We start from the raw sequence: 23,305 nt of genomic DNA on the forward strand, positions 1-23,305 counted from the left end.
CAAGCGGCCGCCGGCAGCAAGAGGGACGGCCAGAAAGACGATGCCCGCCGCAAATGCGGCGGGCATATTGTCTACGTCGCTGACGCCAAACGGATCAGGGCGCGGGGACGACGATCTCGGTACCGATCTCCAGGCCCTCGGCTACCAGTTCCGGATTGGCGTCCGCAAGCTTTGGCCACATCTCGGCATCGCCGTAGAACTCGCGGGCCAGTTCCCACAGCGTGTCGCCGCTCTGGATGACGTAGGTCTCCTGCTCGGCTTCCACCATCGGCCCTTCGCTTGAAAGCGTTTCGGCCGAAAGCGCGGTCGGCGGCGGAACGACGGCAACCTCTTCGGTGGCGTCTTCCTCGGCAGCCATTTCCTCGGCAGCCATCTCCTCGGCGGGCGCCTCCTCGGTCTCGATCATCGGCCCTTCCGAAGACAGCGTTTCGGCGGCCAGCGCCGTTTCAGGCGGAACCACCTCGGTTTCCTCGGCAGCCATCTCCTCGGCGGGCGCTTCCTCGGTCTCGATCACCGGGCCTTCGCTCGACAGCGTTTCGGCGGCCAGCGCCGTTTCGGGAGGCACCACTTCGGTTTCCTCGGCGGCCATCTCCTCGGCCGGCGCTTCCTCCGCATCGCCTTCCATCGCCTCACCCATATCGGCGGCGGCCATGATGCGGCCGTCCGTATAGGGCGAATAGGGCGCATTCTCGGCCAGATAGTCGGCGACGACCTGTTCGAGGCCGGGGCCGAAATCGTAGGCGTTCATCGCATTGGAGGCGAACATGGCATAACCGTCGCCGCCCTTGCGCATGAAGTTGTTGGAGACGACGCCGTAGGTGGCGCCCTCGTCGAGCGGCGTCGCGTTGCCGTCCGCGTCGATCACCATCACGTCGGAGATGCGGCTGCCCGGCTCGGCACTGACGTCGAACACATAGCTCAGACCCGCAACCTGCGGGAACCGTCCCGCGCCTTCCTCGATCTGGCCGACGCCGTTCTCGAGCGCGGCGATGATGTCGGCGCCGGAAAGCTGGAACGTCGCAAGCGTGTTCTGGAACGGCAGCACGGTGAGCACCTCGCCCATCGTGATTTCGCCCGAATCGATCGACGCGCGCAGGCCGCCGCCATTCTGTATGGCGATCTGGATGCCCTGGTCGCGCACCCGGTCGAGCATCGCGTCGGCCACCAGGTTGCCCATCGCGCATTCCATCGCGCGGCAGACTTCGCGGCTGCCCTCGATCGCATCGGTCGTTTCGCCGACCGGCCGGGCCTTGAGCTCCTCGATCGGGCCGCCCAGTTCGGCGACACGCGCGACGAACGCTTCGTCCGGGGTCACCGAGGCATCGAGCAGATGCGGCTCGCCCTCGGCGGAAACCACATTGCCCTCGTCGTCGAAGACGAGGCGCAACTCGCCCAGATACTTCGAATAGGCATAGGCCTGGACGATCGGCACATCCTGACCGGACGGGTTCTGCACCATCACCGGATAGGTGTCGGCCGCATTCTCGTCCGTGTTCGACAGGAGCGTGTGCGAATGCCCGCCGACGATCACGTCGATCCCGTCGACCGCCGCGGCGATCTCCTTGTCGCGCGGCAGGCCGACATGGGACAGAAGGATGATCTTGTTGACGCCTTCGGCCTCCAGTTCGGCGACCGCGCCCTCAAGATAGCCCGTTTCCTCGATCAAAAGGATTGTCGGGCCGGGTGACGATGTCTCGTCGGTATCGGTGGCCAGCACCGAGACGATGCCGATCTTCTCGCCGCCGACTTCCTTGATGATGTAGCCGTCGATCATGTCGGCGAGCGGCGAACTCGCGCCGGCGAGCGTGTTGCCGGAGATCACCGGGAACTCGGCCGCTTCGATGAACGTCTTGAGCGCCTCGGGCCCGTCGTCGAACTCGTGATTGCCGACGGCCATCGCATCGAACCCGATGCCGTTCATGAACTCGACAGCCGCCTCACCCTTGTAGGTGGTGTAGAACAGCGAGCCCTGGAACTGGTCGCCCGCGTCGAGCACCAGCACATTGCCGCCCTCGTCGGTCAGCGCGGCACGGCGCTCGTCGATCTTGGCTTTCACCCGCGCGACCCCGCCAAAGCACTTGCCTTCGGCTTCGTCATCGGCGCTGCAGGTGGAATCGAAACGGTTGATCGGCTCGATGCGCGAGTGCAGATCGTTGATGTGAAGGATGTCGAGCGTGTAATCCGCCGCCGCGCTGCCGGTGTTCAAAGCCACCGCCGATACGCTCAGCGCCATCAGCATCGCCGTCTTTTTCATGGGGTCCTCCCGTCTGCATACTACCGCGCCGAGGCGCACCGCCACGGCTTGTCCGAAAGCTATGTGACAGCCATTTGACGGGCGCGTCAACGGCTTTCGGCGCCGATGCCGAACCAAAACGAACCCGATTGCGCAGCCTGAATGCGGGCCGGCGCGCGCCTCAGGAAACGGCGGCGCTGCGAACGAGCTGGAACTGCTGGCCGCTGTCGTTGGTGCAGTTCAGCGTCGTCGGGTTCGCAAGCACGCAGTTGGCGCGGATGCGCGTCTGCCGCAGAAGCGAGAAATAGTCGAGCGCGACCGATTCGCGGCTGGTGTAGACATAGGTGCCTTCCGCGACACGGTTGCCGGTGTCGTTGGCGACGCTGACGAAGCGCCCGTTTGTCAGGCTTGCCGTTGCGACGCCGCCCGTATCGCCCCATGCGCCATCGATGATGCCGGCGCTTGACGGCGCCCGCACGCTGCCGCCGCCGCCGGGCGCTGCAATCGTGCAGCCGGCCAACGCCACCGCGCCTGCTGCCACCGCCAGAAACCTCAGCGCCCGGGCCGGACCGGACCCGCGCGCCCTCATCACAGTTGAACCCATGGCCAACTCTCCATTCTTGCCCCGTCTGTGCCAACTTATGACAATGGCGGAGAAGACGGAACCCGCTTTATGGACCGCCGCGCTCCAGCCAATCGGCCAGAAGATCGCGCCCGGACTGCAGCCCCTTATAGTCGCGCTCGGCGGCGTCCAGCGCCCGCAAGCGCGCGGCGAGCGACGCGGCCAGTCCCTCATGCTCGAAAATGCCGGCCATCGGATCGGTGGCGACGCGGATCGTGAACAGCATGTCGCCCGTCTCCGGCAGCTTGCGCAGCGTCTGGTCCTCGCTGCGCAGATGCATTTTCGCCAACGTCGCCATGTCGTCCTCGCCGGCGAACAGGTGCGACGGGTGCGGCTGCGGGCGAAACAGGCCGCCATTGTCGTGCACCGACCAGTTGGACCGTCCGACGACGGTGCCCGGCTTGAGATTGTCGAACATGCGCTCGATCAGCGCCGCATTGCGCGTGCCGGCGGCGAAACCGGGCACCGGCGCATGAATCGCCGCCAGCGGCCGGTCGAATTTCTCGGCGAGGGACCAGTAGGACGGAAAGCACAGGCTTGCCGCAACCAGCCGCCAGCCATCGTCATGCTTGCGCATCAAGACCAGATCGTCGGCGACGAGGCGCGAGGCGGTCAAAAGCGGTGCCGGATCGTGTTCGTCGATCCGCACGGCCTTGTCCGTACCGCCGATCGCGATATCCGCCCCGTCCCGCCGATAGACGTCGGGGAAGGCGGCCGGCAGGTGACCGGCGAGAAGGCGCAGCGCCTCGGTCTGGGCGGCCAGCGTGTCGTCGCGCGCCCGGAACACATCGCCGCGCCGCGCCGCGATCAGCGCGTCCTTTTCGGCCAGATTGGCGGCAAGGCGCGTGTCCGGCGTGAGCCAGGCGGCGGAATCGGTCAGCGGTCTGAGCCCGATGGTGAACGCCTCGGCATAGCCGTTGCGCGCAAACGTGCCGGCGCGGGGCGGCGCGTTCACCGGTCCATCGCCTCCAACTCGTCGATGATGCCCTCGATCACGCCGAGCCCCTTGGCCCAGAACCCCGGATCGGACGCATCGAGCCCGAACGGCGCCAGCAGTTCGCCATGCCGCTTGGAGCCGCCGGCCCGCAGCATGTCGAAATAGGCCTCCTGAAAGCCGCTTTGCGCGTTCTGGTAGACCGCATAGAGCGAGTTCACCAGGCAATCGCCGAACGCATAGGCATAGACGTAGAAGGGCGAGCGGATGAAGTGCGGGACATAGGTCCAGAACAGCTCGTACCCCTCATTGAGCCGGATCGCCGGGCCCAGGCTCTCGCCCTGCACCTCGAGCCAGAACTGGCCGATCTGCGCGGTGGTCAGTTCGCCCGCGCGCCGCGCCTCGTGCACCTTGCGCTCGAACATGTAGAAGGCGATCTGCCGGATCACCGTGTTGATCATGTCCTCGGCCTTCTGCGCCAGCATCGCCTTGCGCTCGACGGGATCGTCGGTCGCGTCGAGCATGGACCGGAAGGTCAGCATCTCGCCGAAGACCGAGGCGGTCTCGGCCAGCGTCAGCGGCGTCTGCGCCATCAGCGCGCCCTGCCCGGCGGCCAGCACCTGGTGCACGCCATGGCCCAGTTCGTGCGCCAGCGTCATCACGTCGCGCGGCTTGCCCTGATAGTTGAGCAGCACGTAAGGGTGCGCCGACGGCACGGTGGGATGGGCAAAGGCGCCGGGCGACTTGCCGGGCGTGGTCGGCGCATCGATCCAGCCCTCGTCGAAGAAGCGCTGCGCGATGCCGGCCATGTCCGGCGAGAACCCGGCATAGGCATCGAGCACGATCTGCCGCGCGCGGTTCCAGCCGATCACCGCCTGCGGCGTGTCGGGCAAGGGCGCGTTGCGGTCCCAGGCATCCATCATGTCGGTGCCCAGCCACCGCGCCTTCATGGCGTAGTAGCGGTGCGAGATGCGCGGGAAACTGTCGCGCACCGAGGCGACCAGCGCATCGACCACCTCGCGTTCGACCCGGTTGGCCAGATGGCGCGCATCGGCGACATCCTCAAAGCCGCGCCAGCGGTCCGAAATGTCCTTGTCCTTGGCCAGCGTGTTGGTGATCAGAGTGAAGGTGCGCGCATGGCCGCCAAAGGTCTGCGCGAGCGCCTCGAACGCCTGCCGGCGCACGCTGCGGTCGGCATCCTGCATCTTCGTCAGCACCGGTTCGAGCGGCAGTTCCTCGCCTCCCACGTCAAAGCGCAACCCGGTCATCGTCTCGTCGAAAAGGCGCTGGAAGGCGGCCGACGACGTGACCGATTTTTCAAGGAAGAGCTGCTCGATCCTGTCCTCGAGCTGGTAGGGCTTTTCCAGCCGCAGATCGTCGATCCAGGGCTTGTAGCGGGCGAGCGTGTCGCTCTTCGCGTAGGCCGCGTCCAGCACCGCCTCATCGATCCGGTTCATCTCCAGCGAGAAGAACAATAGATGCGTCGATACCTCGGTCAGATGCTGCTGGATGTCGCCATAGAACTTGGCCCGCGCCTCATCGGACGTGTCGGTGGCGTAAAGCAGCCCCGCATAGGAGGCGATGCGTCCCAGAAGGTCTTCGAGCGCCTCGAATGCCTCGATCGCCTCACCGAGCGTTCCGGCGCGAGCCGCGTCTTCCAGCCTGCCCTTCCAGCGCTCCGAAAACGCCTTCGCCTCGCTTGCCGACCGGTCCAGATCGGCGTGGAGCTCGGCGCTGTCCATCGCCGCATAAAGGTCCGACAGACGCCATGTGGGCAGATCGCCCAGATCGGCATCGCGGCCTTGTTCGACGCTCTGCTCCGGTGCCGCGTTTTGGCGTTCCCGTCCGATCAAGCCTGATACGGCCATTGCGTGTCCTCTTCCAATTTGCATCAAATGCGCCGGTCTGTCTTAGCGCTATCGCAACGGCGCTGTGTCAGCTTGGCGCATTGCGAACCATCATCATCGGGCGGGACTCTAGGCCGCCAAACCGACAGTGCAAGCCATGACATCCACCATTGTCATCGTCGACGACGATCCGGTCCAGCGCCGCCTCGCCGAGGCCGCGCTGACGCGTGACGGCCTGTCGGTGACGACCTATGGCGACGGACCGTCGGCGCTCGACCGGCTGGCCGGCGCCGATGCCGAACCGGTCGATGCGATGGTGCTCGATCTGGTGATGCCCGACATGGACGGCATCGCGGTACTCAAATCGCTGCGCGAGCGCGGCGCGGATGTCCCGGTCATCGTCCAGACGGCCCAGGGCAGCATCGACGTGGCGATCAGCGCGATGCGCGCGGGCGCCTTCGATTTCCTGGTCAAGCCGGTCGCCCCGGAACGGCTCGCCAAGACCGTGCGCGACGCGGTCAAGGTCGCCCGCACCAATCTGGCGCCAGCCGAAACGGCCGCACGCGGAAGGGCCCGCCTCAAGCCGGTGCCGGTGGAACTGGTCGGCGACGGCCGCGAGATGGAACGGGTCCGCCGGCTGATCAAGAAGGCGTCGTCGAGCGACATTCCCGTTCTGATCGAGGGTGAATCGGGGACCGGCAAGGAACTGGTCGCCCGCGCGATCGCGGCCAAGGGCCCGCGCGCCGGACGGCCTCTGGTGATCGTCAATTGCGGCGCCATCCCCGACAATCTGGTCGAATCCATCCTGTTCGGCCACGAAAAGGGCGCCTTCACCGGCGCCACCGAAAAACACACCGGAAAGTTCGTCGAGGCCGATGGCGGCACGCTGTTCCTCGACGAGATCGGCGAATTGCCGCTGGCCGCACAGGTCAAGCTGCTGCGCGCCATCCAGGACGGCCATGTCGAGCCGGTCGGCGCCCGCGCCGGGCGCACGGTCGATGTGCGGCTGATTTCGGCCACCAACCGCGACCTGATCGCCGCCGTCCGGGAGGGTCGCTTCCGCGAGGATCTCTATTACCGGCTGAACGTGTTTCCGATCCTGACGCCGTCGCTGCGCGCGCGCGCCGACGATCTGCCGGCGCTCGTCGCCCATATTGCCGCCCGCCAGGCGCACCGCGCCGGGCGCGCCCAGGAGCCCGTCATCACCGACGCGGCGATGGACGTTCTGCGCAGCTATGACTGGCCGGGCAATGTGCGCCAGCTGGAGAACGAACTGTTCCGCGCGATCGTCCTCAGCGACAGCGGCACGCTCGACACCGCCGATTTCGCCCACATCACGGCCCAGTTCGATCCGGTGCGCCAGGCGGCGGCGCCGCGCCAGACCGCACCGAACAGGCTGCTGGTTCCCGCGCCGAACGATGCGGTGCCCGCCGCGCCGGACACCGGCAACGGCGCTGACCGGCAATGGCAGCCCGATACGGACCCGCATCGGCTGCCGCTCCTCGATGCCGACAATCACGCCCGCGCGCTCAGCGACATCGAGGCCGATGTGATCGCCCATGCGCTCGGCCATTATGACGGCCAGATGAGCGAGATCGCCCGGCGCCTGGGCATCGGCCGGTCGACGCTCTATCGCAAGCTCCGCGAATACGGGATCGGCGAACCGCGCCACTGATCGCGACGCGGCCGGGCCGAACCATGCCTTAACGCATCGGTAACCAAGCCGGCCCGAACCGGGCCGCTATGGCCGTTTTGCCACGCTTCCACCGCATTTGGGTCGGACATAACCGCCCGGGGAAGCCCGCGCCTTCCGTTCCGGCCGGCTCTCCCATCGGTCAGGGCGTTGATTTGCGTCCGGCAAGATGGCAGGAGACGATAAGGAGCGGTTAACCACGTTGCGGGTAGCGTCCAGGGACGCGTCACGGGCGGATGTCCGGGCGCCGGGACAAGACGGATTGGTGCGCTTTGAGCCTCACCGGACGACAATGGCGGGCAAACCGGGCTGACAGGCTGCGCGAGCTTCGATCCGTGGCGCTTGCGCTCATGTTCATTGTCGCCGCCGGCGCCGTGCTCGCGCCGGCCCAGGCCGCCGCCGAAACGCGCACGCTCAAACTCTATTTCACCCACACCGGCGAACGCGCCGAGATCACCTTCAAGCGCAACGGAAGCTATGTGCGCAGCGGGCTCAACAAGCTCAACCGCTTCCTGCGCGACCACCGGCGCAACGAGCCGACCAACATGGATCCCGAACTGTTCGACCTCGTCTGGGAGGTCTATCAGGCGTCGGGCGCGCGCGATTACATCCACGTCGTCTCCGCCTACCGGTCGCCGGCGACCAATTCGATGCTGCGCCGCACGCGCGGCGGCCAGGCCCGCAAGAGCCAGCATACGCTCGGCAAGGCGATGGACTTCTTCATTCCCGGCGTGCCCACCCGCAAGCTGCGCGAACTGGGCTTCAAGCTGCAGGGAGGCGGCGTCGGCTACTACCCGAAATCGGCAACACCGTTCGTGCATCTGGACACGGGCAGTGTCCGCGCCTGGCCGCGCATGAGCCGATCGGAACTCACGCGCCTGTTCCCCGACGGCAAGACGCTGCACCTGCCGCCCGACGGCCGGCGCCTGCCCGGCTATCAGCAGGCGCTCGCCGCCTACAATGCCCGCGAACGCTCGGGCCAGCCGCCCACCTTCGGCCGCACCCGCCGCAGCGGTGGCGGCGACAGCGAGCGCGGCAGCAGCGGTGGCGGCGGCAACCTGCTGGCCAATCTGTTTGGCCGCGACAATGACGACGGCGCCTCGGCCGGCGCGTCGCAGCCTTCCGCGCCGTCGCGCCGCCAGGCGGCACCGGAGACACCGGGAACCGCGCTGGCCGCGCTTTCCGGACGCGATCTGCCGCGTCCCGCCGCGGCTCCGCGCGCCGTGCCGCAGCCCGTTGCACCCGCCGCCGTTGCGCCCGCAACGATCGCAGCCGCACCGCAGGCGCCCGAGACGCCGCCAGCGGCGACCAGCACGGTCGGCCTGCGCCTTCCTGTACCGCGCGCGCTGATCCCCGGTGTCCGGGTCGGCGATCCGCAGCCGGCACAGCCACCTGCCGCAGCGGCATCCGCGCCAGCGCCGGTTGTTGCGCCCGCGGCACCGCCGCCAGCGCCCGCGCCCGCCGAACCCGATGGTCCGGCAACCCTTCTTGCCTCGCTGACCCCGCCCGTCCCGCGCGACCGGCCTGCCATCGCCGCCAGACCCGCCGGCGACCAGGCCGTGGCCCTGCTGGCAGCAGCGGAGGCCGGTACCGCACCCGCACCGGTGGCGGGCGAAGCCCCGACATTGCTGGCCGCATTGCCGGCCCCCGCACCGCGCCCGGCAGACGCCTCGCAAGCGGCCGATCCGCTCACCCAACTGGCCGCCTATGCGCCCGTCGAGCCGATGGTCCCGCCGACCGCGCCTGCGCCGGCCGCAGTGTCGGCAAGCGACGACAGCGAAGACACGACCGGACGCGGCGGCCGCATCGCGATCCCCGCGCCGCGCCCCGATCGTGCGGACGAAGATGCCATCCTTGCCGCAGCGCTCGACACGGGCGTTACGACGACGGCCAAATCGGCGCGCCCCTCGGCACGCGATGCCGTATCGGTGCAGCCGCCCACCGTACCTGTGGTGCCCGCCGACCGGATCGATCCGGCCCGGTTCGGCGACTGGACGGTTTCGGTCGCCTCGGTCACTGCCGAGGGCCGGCCCACCGAGCGTCCGGAATTTCTCAGAAACGCCACGCGGGACGCGCCCGATGCGGTCTACACCGCCGGCTTTTCGAAGGCACCGCCGCCCGATCCGAGCCGGCTGACGGGCAATGCGGTGACGTTCCTCGCCGTGGCGCGCTTCGATGGCGGCCAGGGCGGCGGCGACGGTCGGCCCCTGCAACTGCAGATCCCGGCCACCAACTGACGCATTTGCGCGGCTATTCGTCCGGCGTGTTCAGCATGCCGAGAGCGGCCATGTAGGTGTCCAGAACCGCTTCCTGCTCGAGCCGCTCGTTCTGGTCCTGCTTGCGGATGGCGACGATCTTGCGCAGCGCCTTGGTGTCGAAGCCGTTCGCCTTGGCTTCCGCATAGACGTCCTTGATGTCGTCGGCGATCGTCTTCTTCTCCTCCTCGAGCCGTTCGATGCGCTCGACGAAGGCGCGCAAATGATCGCGCGCGACACCATGGACGTCCGACATGCCTCAGCACTCCATCACAGACAAAAGCCCCGTCCGATTGCCGCATCCCGCAGGAAGCGTCAACCGGACAGGGCCTTGTTCACAACATGCTGGCGCGCGGCGTCCGCGCGGCGGTCAGGCTCTGGGCTGGATCAGCTTGTCGAGCTTGTTGGCCAGCCACCATGCGGCCGGAATGCCAAGCACGGCACCGGCAATGGCGGCAATCGAAATGTAGGAGGCTTCGAACATGTCAACGGTCAACAAGGCGACGATGAAGCTGCCGGCGAGCACCGGCGCGATGAGCAGATAGGCTGCGAACCTGAGCGAGAACATGACACCTCTCCTGTGGCGCGATCGGTCGGCGGCAATGTCGTGTGCCGCCGGAGCCGCTTCATTGATCTAAAGCAACGGCTCTTTCGATTTCAGCCAAAGGACTTAGGGTCAGGACCCTAGCGCCAACCAATCAGCGCGGCAGCACGCTCGATCCCATCAGCGCCTCGTCGACGGCGCGGGCCGCCTGCCGGCCCTCACGGATCGCCCAGACGACAAGCGACTGGCCCCGCCGCGCGTCGCCCGCGACATAAAGATCGTCGACGCTCGTGCGGTAGTCGCGATCGTTGGCATGCACCGAGCGGCCGCCACGGCGGTCGGTGTCCATCGCCAGCGCATCGCCCAGTTCGGCGACCACACCGGTATGCTCCAACGGACCGGCAAAGCCGATCGCGATGAAGGCGAGATCGGCGCGGATGAAGAATTCCGTGCCGGCGACCGGCTGGCGCTTTTCGTCCACCTCGCAGCATTTGACGTGGGTCAGCCTGCCGTCCTCGCCGACGAATTCGAGCGTTGCGATCTGGAACTCGCGCTCGGCGCCTTCGGCCTGCGACGAGGAGGTGCGCATCTTGGTCGCCCAGAACGGCCAGACGGTCAGCTTGTCTTCCTTCTCCGGCGGCTCGGGCCGGATATCGAGCTGGGTGACCTTGACCGCGCCCTGGCGGAAGGCGGTGCCGATACAGTCAGACGCCGTGTCGCCGCCGCCGACGACGACGACATGCTTGCCGCCGGCCACAACCGGTTCCGACGGCCAGGCAACCGAATCGATGCTCTGCTCCTTGCCCACCCGCTTGTTCTGCTGGACCAGATAGTTCATCGCCGGATGCACGCCCTCAAGGTCGTCGCCGGGAATGCCCGCATCGCGCGGCCGTTCCGAACCGCCGCAATAGATCACCGCATCGAACTGGGCCTTGAGATCGGCCACGGTCTTGTCGACTCCGACATTGACGCCCGTATGGAACGTCACGCCCTCGCCTTCCATCTGTTCGACGCGCCGGTCGATGAAGTGCTTTTCCATCTTGAAGTCGGGAATGCCGTAGCGCATCAGCCCGCCGATCTTCGCCTCGCGCTCGAAGACATGGACATCGTGTCCGGCCCGGCCAAGCTGCTGGGCGGCGGCCATTCCGGCAGGCCCCGATCCGATCACCGCGACGCGCTTGCCGGTCTTCTCGGACGGGGGATAGGGCCGCACATAGCCCATCTCGTAGGCCTTGTCGGCGAGCGCCTGCTCGATCGTCTTGATCGCCACGGGCACGTCCTCGAGGTTCAGCGTGCAGGCTTCCTCGCACGGCGCCGGACAGATGCGCCCGGTGAATTCGGGGAAGTTGTTGGTCGAGTGTAGGTTGCGGATCGCCTCTTCCCAATTGTTGTTATAGACCAGATCGTTCCAGTCCGGGATCTGGTTGTGGATCGGGCAGCCCTGCGGCCCGTGGCAATAGGGAATGCCGCAATCCATGCAGCGCGCGGCCTGCTTGACGACCTCGGCATCCTCCAGCGGGATCGTGAATTCCTTGAAATGGCGAATCCGGTCCGAGGCAGGCTCATATTTGGCCACCTGCCGGTCGATCTCCAGAAAACCCGTTACCTTGCCCATTGTCGTTCCAGTCGTTTGCGCTCGTCAGTCGAGCCAGTTTTCAAGTTTCAGATCCGGCACATGCGCGAATGCGCGATCGCCGGAGACAAGCACCGCGTCGAGCGACACGGCGTGCGCCGCAATGAAGTAGTCATTGGGCGTCACGCTGCGTCCCGCACGCTCCATGCTTGCCCGAAGCTTCGCATAGCAGCTGTCGGCAGGCGGCTGAAATGCGGCGATATACAAACGCGCCATGATCCGGTTGACCTTGCCTCGAAGCTCGTCATTGCCATTCTTGTCGACGCTGAAATAGACCTCGCTCGACACAATCGAGCTCGTGAAAACGCGATCCTCGCCGACGTCTGCAATTTTTTGGGCGACGGCACCTTGCGGGTTCCGAACAAGCGCGGAGATCACGTTGGTATCGAGTAGATATGCCAAAACCGGTGCCTAAAAACGCTCTAGAGCTCGACGTCATCGAGCGGCGGCATATCGTCGATGCCTGCAAGAAAGTCGTCCCCGTGCCAAGGCTCGGCGGTACGCAGATAATCCAACAGACCTGCGGTTTGCGCTTGCCGAAGCAAGAGTGATCCGTCCGGCTGACGCGTCAAGATGAGCTCATCGCCCGCAAACTCAAACTCCTTCGGAATCCGAACAGCCTGGCTCCGGCCGTTGCGGAACAGCCTTGCCAAGCGTTCATCAGCGCTTTTGACATGTTCGTTCATCGCCCGCACCTCATTCTGGCATATATCATAGCATATGTCAGAACGACCATCCAACAGCATCACCCCAGAACCACCGCCGTGCCGGACACCGACACCATCAGCATGGTGCCCGAGCCGGCGGTGATGTTCTCATAGTCGATATCGACGCCGATCACGGCGTTCGCGCCCAGCCGCTCGGCCTCCTGGGTCAGTTCGCCGAAGGCGATCTCGCGCGCCTCGCGCAGCGATTTCTCGTAGGCGCCGGACCGGCCGCCGACAATGTCGCGAATGCCGGCGAGAAAATCGCGGAACACATTGGCGCCCAAAATGGCTTCGCCCGTGACGACACCCTTGTAGGCGGCCACCTGCCGGCCCTCTATCGTGTTGGTGGTGCTGATGATCATCGTCTCACTCCGCCGCAACGTTCATGCGCATGCGTTCCATCTCTTCGAGCGCGCGGCGGTATTCGACCGGCATCACCTTGCGGAACTTCGGCCGGAAGGCCTCCCAGTTGTCGATGATCTCCGCCGCCCGCGTCGATCCGGTGTGGCGCTTGTGGTTGCTGATCAGCTGGAACAGGCGCTCCTCGTCGTGCCGGGTCATGTCGCCCGTCACATCGACGCGGCCCTTGTGGGCCAGATCGCCGCCATGATGGTGCAGCTTTTCGAGGATGTCGTCCTCCTCCGGCACCGGCTCCAGCTCGACCATCGCCATGTTGCAGCGCGTCTCGAACGTGCCGTCCTCGTCGAGCACATAGGCGACCCCGCCGCTCATGCCGGCCGCGAAATTGCGGCCCGTCTGGCCGATGACGACGACGACGCCGCCGGTCATGTATTCGCAGCCATGGTCGCCGACGCCCTCGACCACCGCGACCGCGCCCGAATTGCGCACCGCGAAGCGCTCGCCGGCAACGCCGCGGAAATAGGCTTCGCCCTGGATCGCGCCATAGAGAACCGTGTTGCCGACGATGATCGAGTCTTCCGGCGTGATGCGCGTGTTGTCGGGCGGACGCACAACGATGCGGCCGCCGCAAAGGCCCTTGCCGACATAGTCGTTGCCGTCGCCGATCAGGTCGAAGCTGATGCCGGCCGCCAGGAACGCGCCGAAGGACTGGCCGGCCGTGCCGGTGAAGGTCACAGCGATCGTGTCCTCGCGCAGCCCCTTGTGGCCGAAGCGCTTGGCGACCTCGCCCGACAGCATCGCGCCGGTCGACCGGTCGGTGTTGCGAATCTGCTCGGCAATTTGGACCGGCTGACGGCTCTGCAGCGCCATTTCCGCGTCTTCGATAAGCTTGCGGTCCAGAATGTCCTGGATCGGATGGTTCTGCCGCTGCGTCCAATGGATGGCTTCTTTCGGCGCCTCGGGCTTGTGGAAGATGCCGGAGAAATCGAGCCCGTGCGCCTTCCAGTGATCGACCAATGGCTTCTGTTCGAGCCGGTCTGTCTGGCCGATCAGTTCGTTCAGCGTGCGCACGCCCATCGCCGCCATCAGTTCGCGCACTTCCTCGGCGACGTAGAAGAAATAGTTGATCACATGCTCGGGCGTGCCCTTGAAGCGCTTGCGCAGAACCGGGTCCTGCGTCGCAACGCCCACCGGGCAGGTGTTGAGGTGGCACTTGCGCATCATGATGCAGCCCGCCGCGATCAGGGGCGCGGTCGAAAAGCCGAACTCGTCGGCGCCAAGAAGCGCGCCGATCACCACGTCACGGCCGGTCTTCAACCCGCCATCGACCTGCAGGGCGATGCGCGAGCGCAGCCCGTTAAGCACCAGCGTCTGGTGCGTTTCGGCAAGGCCCATCTCCCACGGCGATCCCGCATGCTTGAGCGAGGTCAGCGGCGACGCGCCGGTGCCGCCATCATAGCCGGAGATGGTGATGTGGTCGGCGCGCGCCTTGGCGACGCCCGCAGCGACCGTGCCGACGCCGACTTCCGAGACCAGCTTGACGGAGATGTCCGCCCGCTCGTTGACGTTCTTCAGATCGTAGATGAGCTGCGCCAGATCCTCGATCGAATAGATGTCATGGTGCGGCGGCGGCGAGATCAGGCCGACCCCGGGCGTCGAATGCCGCGTCTTGGCGATCGTCGCGTCCACCTTGTGGCCGGGCAACTGGCCGCCCTCGCCGGGCTTGGCGCCCTGGGCGACCTTGATCTGGATCATGTCGGAATTGACCAGATATTCCGTCGTCACGCCGAACCGGCCCGAAGCGACCTGCTTGATCGCCGAGCGCTCGGGGTTCCTGGTGCCGTCGGGCAGCGGCAGGAACCGGTCCGGCTCTTCGCCGCCCTCGCCCGTGTTCGACTTTCCGCCGATCGCGTTCATCGCCCTGGCGAGAGTGGTGTGCGCTTCCCGGCTGATCGAACCGAAGCTCATCGCGCCCGTCGAAAAGCGCTTGACGATCTCGCTGGCCGGCTCGACCTCGTCCAGCGGCACCGCGTCGATCCCCAGATCGTCGGCCGTGCGGATTTTGAACAGGCCGCGAATGGTCTTGGCCCGCGCGCTCTCATCGTTCACCGAGGCGGCGAATTCGCGGTATTCCTCGCGCGAATCCTTGCGCACGGCGTGCTGCAGCGATGCAACCGCGTCCGGCGTCCAGACATGCTCCTCGCCGCGGACGCGGTACATGTATTCGCCGCCCACATCGAGCGCGGTGCGCAGCACCGGGTCGTCGGAAAAGGCGCGCGCATGGCGCTTGACCGTCTCGGCGGCGATCTCGTCAAGGCCGACGCCCTCGATCGTCGTTGCCGTGCCGAAGAAGTATTCGTTCACGAACGCCGTCGACAGGCCGACCGCGTCGAAGATCTGCGCGCCGCAATAGGACTGATAGGTCGAGATGCCCATCTTGGACATGACCTTCAAGATGCCCTTGCCGATCGACTTGATGTAGCGCCCGACCACCTCATACTGGTCGACCTCGGGCGGAAACTCGCCGCGAGCATGCATCTCGGCCAGCGTGTCGAAGGCCAGATAGGGGTTGATCGCCTCGGCGCCATAGCCGGCCAGGCAGCAGAAATGGTGCACCTCGCGCGGCTCGCCCGATTCGACGACGAGGCCCACCGATGTCCGCAGGCCCTTGCGGATCAGCGAATGATGCACGGCCGCCGTTGCCAGGAGCGCCGGAATCGCGATCCGGTCCGGCCCGACCCGGCGGTCCGACAGGATGATGATGTTGTAGCCCATATGGACGACTTTTTCGGCGCGCTCGCACAGCCGTTCGAGCGCCGCCTTCATGCCTGCCGCGCCCTGTTCGACCGGATAGGTCGTATCCAGCGTCTTGGTGTCGAACAAATCCTCGGAATGGCCGATCGAGCGCACCTTTTCGAGATCGACATTGGTCAGGATCGGCTGGCGCACCTCAAGCCGCTTGCGCGCCGCATTGCCTTCCAGATCGAAGATGTTCGGGCGCGGACCGATGAACGAGACCAGGCTCATCACCAGTTCCTCGCGGATCGGGTCGATCGGCGGGTTGGTGACCTGGGCGAAGTTCTGCTTGAAGTAGGTGTAGAGCAGCTTCGACTTGTCGCTCATCGCCGAGATCGGCGTGTCGGTGCCCATCGAACCGATCGCTTCCTGGCCGGTGGTTGCCATCGGCGCCATCAGGATCTTGGTGTCTTCCTGGGTGTAGCCGAACGCCTGCTGCTTATCGAGCAGCGTGACATCGTCGCGCATCGGCCGCACCGGCACCGGATCGAGGTCTTCGAGGATGATCTGCGTGCTTTCCACCCAGCCGCGATAGGGGTGCATGGACGCCATCTCGTGCTTGATCTCCTCATCGGAGACGATCCGGCCCTTGTCCATGTCGATCAGCAGCATCTTGCCCGGCTGCAGCCGCCATTTGGTGACGACGTTTTCTTCCGGAACGGTGATGACGCCCGCTTCCGACGCCATGATCACCCGGTCGTCGTCGGTGACGATGTAGCGCGCGGGCCTGAGCCCGTTGCGGTCGAGCGTCGCGCCGATCTGCCGTCCGTCGGTGAAGGCGACCGCCGCCGGCCCGTCCCAGGGCTCCATCAGGCAGGCATGGTATTCGTAGAACGCCTTGCGCTCGTCGCTCATCAGCGTGTTGCCGGCCCAGGCTTCCGGGATCAGCATCATCACCGCATGGGCCATCGAATATCCGCCCTGCACCAGGAATTCGAGCGCGTTGTCGAAGCACGCCGTGTCGGACTGGCCCTCATAGGAGATCGGCCAGATCTTTTCGATCTCATCGCCGAACAGCGGCGAGGCGACCGACGCCTGGCGCGCGGCCATCCAGTTGACGTTGCCGCGCAGCGTGTTGATCTCGCCATTGTGCGCGACCATCCGGTAGGGGTGCGACAGCTTCCAGGACGGGAAGGTGTTGGTGGAAAAGCGCTGATGGACGAGCGCCACCGCGCTCTCGAAGCGAGGATCGCGCAGATCGTCGTAATAGGCGCCGAGCTGATAGGCCAGGAACATGCCCTTGTAGACGATCGTCCGCGACGACAGCGACACGATGTAGAACCCGTTGTCGCGGCCGTCGGTCTCGCCATAGACGCGGTTCGACATCACCTTGCGCAGGATGAAAAGCCGCCGCTCGAACGTGTCCTCGTCAAGGCCCTCGGGCCGGGCGAAAAAGACCTGCACATGGACCGGTTCGCTGGCGGCGATGTCGGGGTCTTTCGACAGCGATGCATTGTCGACCGGAACGTCGCGCAGCGCGATGACCTCGACGCCTTCGGCGGCGGCAGCCTCGCGGATGATGTTCACACAATGGGCGCGCAGCGCATCGTCCTGCGGCATGAACACATGCGCCACCGCGTAATCGCCCGTCTTCGGCAGGTCGGTGCCCTGTTCGGCCAGAACGGCGCGGAAGAATGCGTCGGGGATCTGCACCAGCATGCCGGCGCCGTCGCCCATCAGCGGATCGGCGCCGACGGCGCCCCGGTGGGTGAGGTTTTCCAGCATCGCCAGACCGTCGGCGACGATGGCATGCGACTTTTCGCCCTTCATGTGGGCGACGAAGCCGACGCCGCACGCATCATGCTCGTTGCGCGGATCGTAAAGGCCCTGCGCGGCGGGCAGGCCCGAACGGGGTTTTGACGTCTTGGTGTCGGTGTTCGCTGTCCGGCGGGCATCGATCTTGCGAGCCGGCACCGACCGGTCGAAATCGCGCGATGGCGTCATCTTCGTCATCTTCATCCCTCCGGTTCGCGTCTGCGATGGTCCGCATTACGCGCATCAATCTGCGGCAGATGTTGTCCGGTTCGGTCCGCCGAGAGCGGCGTCGGGCGTTTCCGTCACCGGATCAGGCCGGTAGCGCGATCAGCTCCATCGCCATTTCGGACAGGGCCCGGCATTCGTCCGGGCACGTTTTCGGCCCGCGACCGGCGGCTTGCCGGGATGCAGGCCATAATAGGACAGCATTGCTGCCCTAATTTATGGCAGATTTCGCCACATTTCACAAGGTCGCGCGGCAACAATTGCAGCCAGAGCGGTTCTGCGCGATGAAACGCCACACGCAACCCGCCTCAGGACCCGCCGCCACCATGCACTTTGCCTCCGACAACTGGGCCGGCGCCCATCCCGCCATCGCCGACAATCTGGCCCGCCGCAATGGCGGTTTCGTCAAGGCCAATGGCGGCAGCGACTTCGATCTCCAGGTGGAACAGACATTCCGCGACATTTTCGAGACCGATGTCGCGGTCCATTATGTCGGCACCGGCACGGCGGCCAATGCGCTCGCCCTGTCCGCCGTCGCCCGGCCGGGCGGCGTCGTCCTGTGCCATTCGGAGGCGCACATCCGCGTCGACGAATGCGGCGCGCCGGAGTTCTTCGCCGCCGGCACCCGTCTTGAGAGCGTTGACGGTGAACTGGGGCGCTTCGACGCCGCCTCGCTGGAAACGGCAATCGGCCTGATCGAGGATGGCGGGCTCAATGCCGGGCAGGTGCAGGCGGTATCCGTCAGCCAGCTGACCGAGGCCGGCACCGCCTACGATCTCGATACGATCGGCGCCATCGCCGATGTCGCCCACGGCCACGGCGTGCCGCTGCACATGGACGGCGCGCGCTTTGCCAATGCGGTCGTCGCGCTCGGCTGCACGCCGGCCGAGATGACCTGGAAACGCGGCGTGGACATCGTCTCCTTCGGCGGAACCAAGAATGGCTGCTGGTGCGCCGAAGCGGTGCTGGTCTTCAATCCCGACCATGGCCGCCAGATGGACTATCTGCGCAAACGCGCCGGCCATATTGCCTCCAAGGCGCGCTTCGTGTCGGCGCAGTTCGAGGCCTATTTCGCCGACGGTCTGTGGCTGGAGATGGCCGCCCACGCCAACCGGATGGGCGCGCGGGTCGCCGGCATCATCGCCGCGCGCAACCGGTTCCGGCTCGCCTGGCAGCCGCAGGGCAACGAAGTGTTCGCGGTCGGCCCCAAAGAGGCCGTCGATGCGCTGGCGGAAAAAGGCGCGCAATTCAGCCACTGGCAACCGCCGCGCGCAGAGCACCATCTGGTCGGCGAAGACGAGGCGATGATCCGCCTTGTCGCGTCGTTTGCCACCACCGACGCGGACGTGGCCGCGCTGGACGTCGCGCTTGCCGGTTAGGGCCACCGCGCTCACGGTCGCCTCACAGCGAAGTGAGCCTGGATAACGGCCCGTTGATTTCCCATTGATCGGCGCTTCTGTGAGCGTCGGGCCGTCCGGCGCTGTGCCGGTCATCTGGTTCCTCAAGGGAGATATCCATGTCCAAAGCAACAAAGACCGTTCTTTCGGGCGCCGTTCTGGCCGGTGCCGTCGCCGCCGCCGTTGCCGGCGTCAACCTGGCCGGCGTTTCCGACGCCCATGCCGCCAACGAGAAGTGCTACGGCGTTTCGCTGGCCGGCGAGAACGACTGCGCCGCCGGCCCCGGCACCACCTGCCAGGGCACCTCCACCGTCGACTATCAGGGCAATGCCTGGACCTATGTCCCCGAGGGCACCTGCGCCTCGATGGAACTGCCGGGCGACCGCATGGGCTCGCTGGAAGCGCTCGACCGCGACCTGCCGGCATAAGCCGAACGCAACCGATCTGCCGCGAACCGGAGAGCGCCGTCATGACGAACGCCAGCCCCCTCGCGCCTCAGGGCGCCGCCTCGAAGACGCACCGCCATGCGCCTTCGGACCGGTTCGCGGCAGACTCACCCGCCGCCATTAAAGGCGCTGTTCCGGCCTCGGCCGGCGTCGGCTTCAAGCCCGGCCATCTTATCGCGATCCTCGACGATCCCGGCTCGGTCGGCTTTCTGGAAGTCCATGCGGAAAACTACATGGGCGATGGCGGCCCGCCGCACCGGACCCTCGAGCGCGTCCGCCGCGACTTCCCCCTGTCGCTGCACGGCGTGTGCATGTCGATCGGCGGCCCCAGGCCGCTCGGCGAAGACCATCTCGCCCGCTTTGCGGCGCTGTGCGACCGCTACGAGCCCGGCCTGATCTCCGAACATCTGGCCTGGTCGACGCACGAGGACATGTTCCTCAACGATCTTCTGCCGCTGCCCTACACCGCCGCAACGCTCGACCATGTGTGCGACCATGTCGACCGCATGCAGGAGGTCACCGGCCGGCGCATGCTGCTGGAAAACCCGGCGACCTACGTGCTGTTCGACAATTCGACGATGAGCGAGACCGATTTCCTTGCCGCCATTGTCGCGCGCACCGGATGCGGCCTTCTGCTCGACGTCAACAACGTTTTCGTCTCGGCCACCAATCACGGCTATTCGGCGCGCGACTATCTGGCCGCCTTCCCGCTGACCCATGTCGGCGAAATCCATCTCGCCGGCCACACCGAGCAGGAGGACGATGAGGGCGCGCTGCTTCTGATCGACAGCCACGACCGCCCCGTCGCCGATCCCGTCTGGACGCTCTATGAAGAGGTGATCGCCCGGACCGGGCCGATCCCGACGCTGGTCGAATGGGACAGCGATCTGCCCGAATGGCCGGTGCTGCGCGCCGAGGCCGAAAGCGCCAACGCCATCCTGCGCCGCCATGCCCGGTCGGCACCGAAGGTGCGCCATGCCGCCCCTGCCTGAACCCGCCATCGACACCGCGGCCTTTTCGGCCGGCCTGCTCGACCCCGAGCGGGCCGCCCCGCCCCATGTCACTGGCCCGAACGGCAAGGGCGCGGTCAAGCGCTACAATGTCTACCGCAACAATGTCACCGTCAGCCTGATCGACGCGCTCGCCGACATCTTTCCCGCCGTTCTCAAGCTGACCGGGGAAAACTTCTTCCGCGCCATGGCCCGCGAGCATGTCCGCGCCAGCCCGCCCACATCGCCGCTCCTGTTCCGGTACGGCGAGGATTTTCCAGGTTTCATCGCCGCCTTCGATCCCGCGCGGCCGCTGCCCTATCTGGCTGACGTCGCCCGCGCCGAACGCGCCTGGCTGACCGCCTATCACGCCGCCGATGCCGATCCGCTCGAACCGGCAAGGCTCGCCGCGATCCCGCCGGAAAGGATCGCCGACGCGCGCTTTGCCGCCCATCCGGCGTTCGCCGTCATCGCCTCGCCATTCCCCGTGTTCCGAATCGTTTCGATGAACCGCGACCTTATGGATCTTGCGCCCGTCGACATGTCCGAAGCCGAGGCGATCCTCGTCACCCGGCCCGCCGACAAGGTGACCGTGACGCATCTGACGCCGGCCGCGGCGCGGTTCGCGGACGCGCTCGCCGGCGGATCGACGCTAGGCGAGGCCGCCGGCCTTGCGCTTGAAACCGACCCGGCTTTCGACCTGAACGGCGCCCTGACGGCGCTCTTGTCGGCCGGCGCGTTCGCCGCCGTCGCGGCACCGGACAATGGAGGGGATGATGACCGATTTTGCCAATGAGGACGCCCGCGCGCCCACGCCTTCAACCGGAGGCGGCGTGATCGGCCTGATCGTGCGGCTGCATCATGGCGTCTTTTCCGCCGTCGAACGCGCCACGGCGGGCTGGTTCACCGGCTTTGCCGCGCGCTTCGCCTTCGCCAGCGTGCTGCTGCTCTACTACCTCAATTCGGGCTGGCAGAAGCTCGGCGACGGCATCTTCGGTTTTCTCAGCCCGTCGCTCGGCGCCTACGCATCGATCCTGCCGCCGATCATGGACCAGTATGGCGGCGATATCTCCGCCATCCCCTTCTTTCCATGGCATCTGATCGTGCTCTTGGGCACGTGGACCGAGATACTCTTGCCGATCATGATCGTCATCGGCCTGTTCAGCCGCATCGCCGCGCTCGGCATGATCTTTTTCGTGATCGTCCAGAGCTATGTGGACATCGCCTTCCACGGCCTTGAGGGCCGGTTCGTCGGGTCCATGTTCGACAGGCTGCCGGACGCGATCGTCTTCGACCAGCGCCTGATGTGGGTGTTCATCCTGGCTCTGATCGTCGTCAGGGGACCGGGCAAATTGTCGCTCGACCATTTGTTGGCCAGGCGTTTCCGCTGATTTCAGACATGAAAAAACCGCCGGCGAGGGAGGCCGCCGGCGGTCTGGCGAACCGTGCGCGCGGGGTGCGAGGCCCGCGCGTAAGGTCCGATGCGGACTGATTGAAAGGCCTTAGTTCTGGGCTTTCGCTTCGATCTGGGGAGTCGAAGCGCCATTGCCCTTGGCGATCTCGATCTTGCGCGGTTTCATCGAGTCGGGGATTTCGCGCTCCAGATCGATGTGCAGAAGGCCGTTTTCCAGTTCGGCGCCCTTCACTTCCACATAGTCGGCAAGCTGGAAGCGGCGCTCGAAGGCGCGCGAAGCAATGCCGCGATGCAGCACTTCACGGCTGTCGTCCTGCGCGTCCTCGGCCTTGGCGCCGGCCACTTTCAGGACATTGGCCTTGGCTTCGATCGTCAGATCGTCTTCGGCAAAGCCGGCCACCGCCATGGTGATGCGGTAGGCGTTCTCGCCGGTCCGCTCAATATTGTAGGGGGGATAGGTCTGGCCGTTTTCGGGCTGACCGAGCGAATCGAGCATCGTGAACAGCCGGTCGAAACCGACGGTGGAGCGGTAAAGGGGGGAAAAATCGACGTGTCGCATGGGTTCTGTCCTCCAGTGAGCAACATTGAACGATATGCGGCCGCAAACACCCGGATCGGCGTGTCTGGCTGATGGCCGGCAGGCCCTTCTGGCGCCTGCTCCCCGAATATGGTGAGCGGGAATTTCCGCTTCAAGGGCTGCGCCCAGTGGCGCCGCCCGCCTCCCCTCTTCCCAAGGTTAACCGGACATGAACGGCAGATGAACGGGCGCTTCCGCGTGCGTTCAGCCGTGCCGATGCATGGTGGGAGCAAGTTGTACCGGGAGACACAACGAAGAAAAGCACAACAGTGCCCATCATGGTCCAAACCAGAAAGGAGACCGGCATCATGAAAGCCCCCCTTCTTGCCGCCGGCATCATCGCCGCCACCGCGCTTGGCGCCACCGCACCCGCAGAGGCGCGGCCGATCCACGCGCCGCCGGCCGCGTCCGCGCAGATCGACATCCAGACGGTCGGCCACCGCCGGCACTATGGCGAGCGCCATGCCATGCCGCGCCGCGCGGTCGTCCGCAGCCTTTACCGGCGCGGCTATCGCGACGTGCACCGGGTCCACTTCCGCAACGGCTATTGGCGCGCCCGTGCGCTCGGCCGCCGCGGCGTTGTCGCCCTGAAGATCGACCCGCGCAACGGCCACATCGTCCGCCGCCGGCTGCTTCAGCCCGTCTATCACGCGCCTCGCCATCGCCAGCCCTTTCAGCATCAGCAACGCGGCGGCGTGACTTTTTCCTTCGGCTTCAACTGATCCCGAAGACACCGATCGGCCGGGCTGCAACGTCCCTTCCTGCCCGGTTCGACACCGGAGGCGCCAGCCCGGCGCCTCCGGATTTTCTTTGACCTTGTCCGGACCGGACCATATCAGGGGCGCATCGCCAATCTGCAGCCAAACCCGCGGTCGGAT

At 66.1% G+C, this 23,305-nt stretch carries 20 protein-coding genes; 8 read left to right on the forward strand and 12 right to left on the reverse strand.

Annotation, left to right across the window (positions count from 1 at the left end; genetic code table 11):
• Window positions 1-94 precede the first annotated feature (94 nt).
• The 4 genes from ACOQOU_RS06615 to ACOQOU_RS06630 all read right to left on the reverse strand — a co-directional run bounded on the left by ACOQOU_RS06615 (window position 95) and on the right by ACOQOU_RS06630 (window position 5,657).
• On the reverse strand, window positions 95-2,254 hold the full coding sequence (locus ACOQOU_RS06615) for a 5'-nucleotidase C-terminal domain-containing protein (protein WP_306025028.1): 2,160 nt from the start codon (window positions 2,252-2,254) through the stop codon (window positions 95-97).
• 160 nt (window positions 2,255-2,414) lie between these two features.
• Window positions 2,415-2,837 carry a hypothetical protein gene (locus ACOQOU_RS06620; RefSeq protein WP_147393294.1) on the reverse strand — a complete coding sequence of 141 codons (423 nt, stop codon included), beginning with the start codon at window positions 2,835-2,837 and terminating at the stop codon, window positions 2,415-2,417.
• A gap of 67 nt (window positions 2,838-2,904) precedes the next feature.
• Window positions 2,905-3,810: a heme-dependent oxidative N-demethylase family protein gene (locus tag ACOQOU_RS06625; protein WP_306025027.1), complete on the reverse strand. Its 906-nt coding sequence runs from the start codon at window positions 3,808-3,810 to the stop codon at window positions 2,905-2,907.
• Window positions 3,807-5,657: a M3 family oligoendopeptidase gene (locus ACOQOU_RS06630; RefSeq protein WP_109768615.1), complete on the reverse strand. Its 1,851-nt coding sequence runs from the start codon at window positions 5,655-5,657 to the stop codon at window positions 3,807-3,809. The genes ACOQOU_RS06625 and ACOQOU_RS06630 overlap by 4 nt, the downstream gene beginning before the upstream one ends.
• Window positions 5,658-5,793: 136 nt before the next feature.
• On the opposite strand from ACOQOU_RS06630, the gene ACOQOU_RS06635 reads away from it, so the two are divergent.
• Together ACOQOU_RS06635 and ACOQOU_RS06640 are read left to right on the forward strand one after the other, a co-directional pair.
• A complete protein-coding gene (locus ACOQOU_RS06635) occupies window positions 5,794-7,311 on the forward strand; it encodes a sigma-54-dependent transcriptional regulator (RefSeq protein WP_306025026.1) in 1,518 nt (505 codons plus the stop codon).
• A gap of 353 nt (window positions 7,312-7,664) precedes the next feature.
• On the forward strand, window positions 7,665-9,566 hold the full coding sequence (locus tag ACOQOU_RS06640; RefSeq protein ID WP_306025025.1) for a DUF882 domain-containing protein: 1,902 nt from the start codon (window positions 7,665-7,667) through the stop codon (window positions 9,564-9,566).
• Window positions 9,567-9,579: 13 nt separating this feature from the next.
• On the opposite strand, the gene ACOQOU_RS06645 is transcribed toward ACOQOU_RS06640, so the two are convergent.
• From ACOQOU_RS06645 to gltB, 7 genes are all read right to left on the reverse strand, one after another.
• Window positions 9,580-9,840 (reverse strand): DUF2312 domain-containing protein, encoded by a 261-nt coding sequence (locus ACOQOU_RS06645; protein WP_109768613.1) that lies wholly within the window; start codon window positions 9,838-9,840, stop codon window positions 9,580-9,582.
• Window positions 9,841-9,954: 114 nt separating this feature from the next.
• Window positions 9,955-10,152: a CTP synthetase gene (locus ACOQOU_RS06650; RefSeq protein WP_109768612.1), complete on the reverse strand. Its 198-nt coding sequence runs from the start codon at window positions 10,150-10,152 to the stop codon at window positions 9,955-9,957.
• A 130-nt stretch (window positions 10,153-10,282) separates the two neighbouring features.
• Window positions 10,283-11,743 (reverse strand): glutamate synthase subunit beta, encoded by a 1,461-nt coding sequence (locus ACOQOU_RS06655; protein WP_109768611.1) that lies wholly within the window; start codon window positions 11,741-11,743, stop codon window positions 10,283-10,285.
• A 24-nt stretch (window positions 11,744-11,767) separates the two neighbouring features.
• Window positions 11,768-12,163, reverse strand: coding sequence for a type II toxin-antitoxin system VapC family toxin (locus ACOQOU_RS06660; RefSeq protein ID WP_306025024.1), 396 nt, complete (start codon window positions 12,161-12,163; stop codon window positions 11,768-11,770).
• Between the two features lie 20 nt (window positions 12,164-12,183).
• Window positions 12,184-12,447 carry an antitoxin gene (locus tag ACOQOU_RS06665; RefSeq protein WP_109768609.1) on the reverse strand — a complete coding sequence of 88 codons (264 nt, stop codon included), beginning with the start codon at window positions 12,445-12,447 and terminating at the stop codon, window positions 12,184-12,186.
• 59 nt (window positions 12,448-12,506) lie between these two features.
• Window positions 12,507-12,830 (reverse strand): heavy metal-binding domain-containing protein, encoded by a 324-nt coding sequence (locus tag ACOQOU_RS06670; protein WP_109768608.1) that lies wholly within the window; start codon window positions 12,828-12,830, stop codon window positions 12,507-12,509.
• Window positions 12,831-12,834: 4 nt separating this feature from the next.
• On the reverse strand, window positions 12,835-17,577 hold the full coding sequence (gene gltB / locus ACOQOU_RS06675; RefSeq protein ID WP_306025023.1) for a glutamate synthase large subunit: 4,743 nt from the start codon (window positions 17,575-17,577) through the stop codon (window positions 12,835-12,837).
• A 353-nt stretch (window positions 17,578-17,930) separates the two neighbouring features.
• On the opposite strand from gltB, the gene ACOQOU_RS06680 reads away from it, so the two are divergent.
• The 5 genes from ACOQOU_RS06680 (at window position 17,931) to ACOQOU_RS06700 (ending at window position 21,827) form a co-directional block, all read left to right on the forward strand.
• Window positions 17,931-18,983 (forward strand): threonine aldolase family protein, encoded by a 1,053-nt coding sequence (locus tag ACOQOU_RS06680; RefSeq protein ID WP_306025022.1) that lies wholly within the window; start codon window positions 17,931-17,933, stop codon window positions 18,981-18,983.
• Window positions 18,984-19,120: 137 nt separating this feature from the next.
• Window positions 19,121-19,429, forward strand: a complete 309-nt coding sequence (locus ACOQOU_RS06685) for a DUF2282 domain-containing protein (protein ID WP_109768607.1) — start codon at window positions 19,121-19,123, stop codon at window positions 19,427-19,429.
• A gap of 41 nt (window positions 19,430-19,470) precedes the next feature.
• Window positions 19,471-20,439, forward strand: coding sequence for a DUF692 domain-containing protein (locus ACOQOU_RS06690; protein ID WP_306025021.1), 969 nt, complete (start codon window positions 19,471-19,473; stop codon window positions 20,437-20,439).
• Window positions 20,423-21,232, forward strand: coding sequence for a DNA-binding domain-containing protein (locus ACOQOU_RS06695; RefSeq protein WP_306025020.1), 810 nt, complete (start codon window positions 20,423-20,425; stop codon window positions 21,230-21,232). The genes ACOQOU_RS06690 and ACOQOU_RS06695 overlap by 17 nt, the downstream gene beginning before the upstream one ends.
• Window positions 21,210-21,827: a DoxX family protein gene (locus tag ACOQOU_RS06700; protein ID WP_420578856.1), complete on the forward strand. Its 618-nt coding sequence runs from the start codon at window positions 21,210-21,212 to the stop codon at window positions 21,825-21,827. Before ACOQOU_RS06695 ends, ACOQOU_RS06700 begins: the two co-directional genes overlap by 23 nt.
• A gap of 111 nt (window positions 21,828-21,938) precedes the next feature.
• Here ACOQOU_RS06700 and ACOQOU_RS06705 read toward each other — a convergent pair whose 3' ends face one another.
• Window positions 21,939-22,409 (reverse strand): Hsp20 family protein, encoded by a 471-nt coding sequence (locus ACOQOU_RS06705; protein ID WP_306025018.1) that lies wholly within the window; start codon window positions 22,407-22,409, stop codon window positions 21,939-21,941.
• A gap of 326 nt (window positions 22,410-22,735) precedes the next feature.
• Here ACOQOU_RS06705 and ACOQOU_RS06710 point away from each other — a divergent pair, with 326 nt between their 5' ends.
• Window positions 22,736-23,149 (forward strand): hypothetical protein, encoded by a 414-nt coding sequence (locus tag ACOQOU_RS06710; protein WP_147393293.1) that lies wholly within the window; start codon window positions 22,736-22,738, stop codon window positions 23,147-23,149.
• The last annotated feature ends 156 nt before the right edge of the window (window positions 23,150-23,305 follow it).

Origin of the sequence: Oceaniradius stylonematis (assembly GCF_965223445.1) — a bacterium.
GTDB lineage: Bacteria > Pseudomonadota > Alphaproteobacteria > Rhizobiales > Rhizobiaceae > Roseitalea > Roseitalea stylonematis.

Bases quoted from the DNA above. Each gene is read 5' to 3' on its own strand.
- ACOQOU_RS06615 (WP_306025028.1), bottom strand. From the start codon at position 2,254: ATGAAAAAGACGGCGATGCTGATGGCGCTGAGCGTATCGGCGGTGGCT.
- ACOQOU_RS06620 (WP_147393294.1), bottom strand. From the start codon at position 2,837: ATGGGTTCAACTGTGATGAGGGCGCGCGGGTCCGGTCCGGCCCGGGCG.
- ACOQOU_RS06630 (WP_109768615.1), bottom strand. From the start codon at position 5,657: ATGGCCGTATCAGGCTTGATCGGACGGGAACGCCAAAACGCGGCACCG.
- ACOQOU_RS06635 (WP_306025026.1), top strand. From the start codon at position 5,794: ATGACATCCACCATTGTCATCGTCGACGACGATCCGGTCCAGCGCCGC.
- ACOQOU_RS06645 (WP_109768613.1), bottom strand. From the start codon at position 9,840: ATGTCGGACGTCCATGGTGTCGCGCGCGATCATTTGCGCGCCTTCGTC.
- ACOQOU_RS06650 (WP_109768612.1), bottom strand. From the start codon at position 10,152: ATGTTCTCGCTCAGGTTCGCAGCCTATCTGCTCATCGCGCCGGTGCTC.
- ACOQOU_RS06655 (WP_109768611.1), bottom strand. From the start codon at position 11,743: ATGGGCAAGGTAACGGGTTTTCTGGAGATCGACCGGCAGGTGGCCAAA.
- ACOQOU_RS06665 (WP_109768609.1), bottom strand. From the start codon at position 12,447: ATGAACGAACATGTCAAAAGCGCTGATGAACGCTTGGCAAGGCTGTTC.
- ACOQOU_RS06670 (WP_109768608.1), bottom strand. From the start codon at position 12,830: ATGATCATCAGCACCACCAACACGATAGAGGGCCGGCAGGTGGCCGCC.
- gltB (WP_306025023.1), bottom strand. From the start codon at position 17,577: ATGACGAAGATGACGCCATCGCGCGATTTCGACCGGTCGGTGCCGGCT.
- ACOQOU_RS06680 (WP_306025022.1), top strand. From the start codon at position 17,931: ATGCACTTTGCCTCCGACAACTGGGCCGGCGCCCATCCCGCCATCGCC.
- ACOQOU_RS06685 (WP_109768607.1), top strand. From the start codon at position 19,121: ATGTCCAAAGCAACAAAGACCGTTCTTTCGGGCGCCGTTCTGGCCGGT.
- ACOQOU_RS06690 (WP_306025021.1), top strand. From the start codon at position 19,471: ATGACGAACGCCAGCCCCCTCGCGCCTCAGGGCGCCGCCTCGAAGACG.
- ACOQOU_RS06695 (WP_306025020.1), top strand. From the start codon at position 20,423: ATGCCGCCCCTGCCTGAACCCGCCATCGACACCGCGGCCTTTTCGGCC.
- ACOQOU_RS06700 (WP_420578856.1), top strand. From the start codon at position 21,210: ATGATGACCGATTTTGCCAATGAGGACGCCCGCGCGCCCACGCCTTCA.
- ACOQOU_RS06705 (WP_306025018.1), bottom strand. From the start codon at position 22,409: ATGCGACACGTCGATTTTTCCCCCCTTTACCGCTCCACCGTCGGTTTC.
- ACOQOU_RS06710 (WP_147393293.1), top strand. From the start codon at position 22,736: ATGAAAGCCCCCCTTCTTGCCGCCGGCATCATCGCCGCCACCGCGCTT.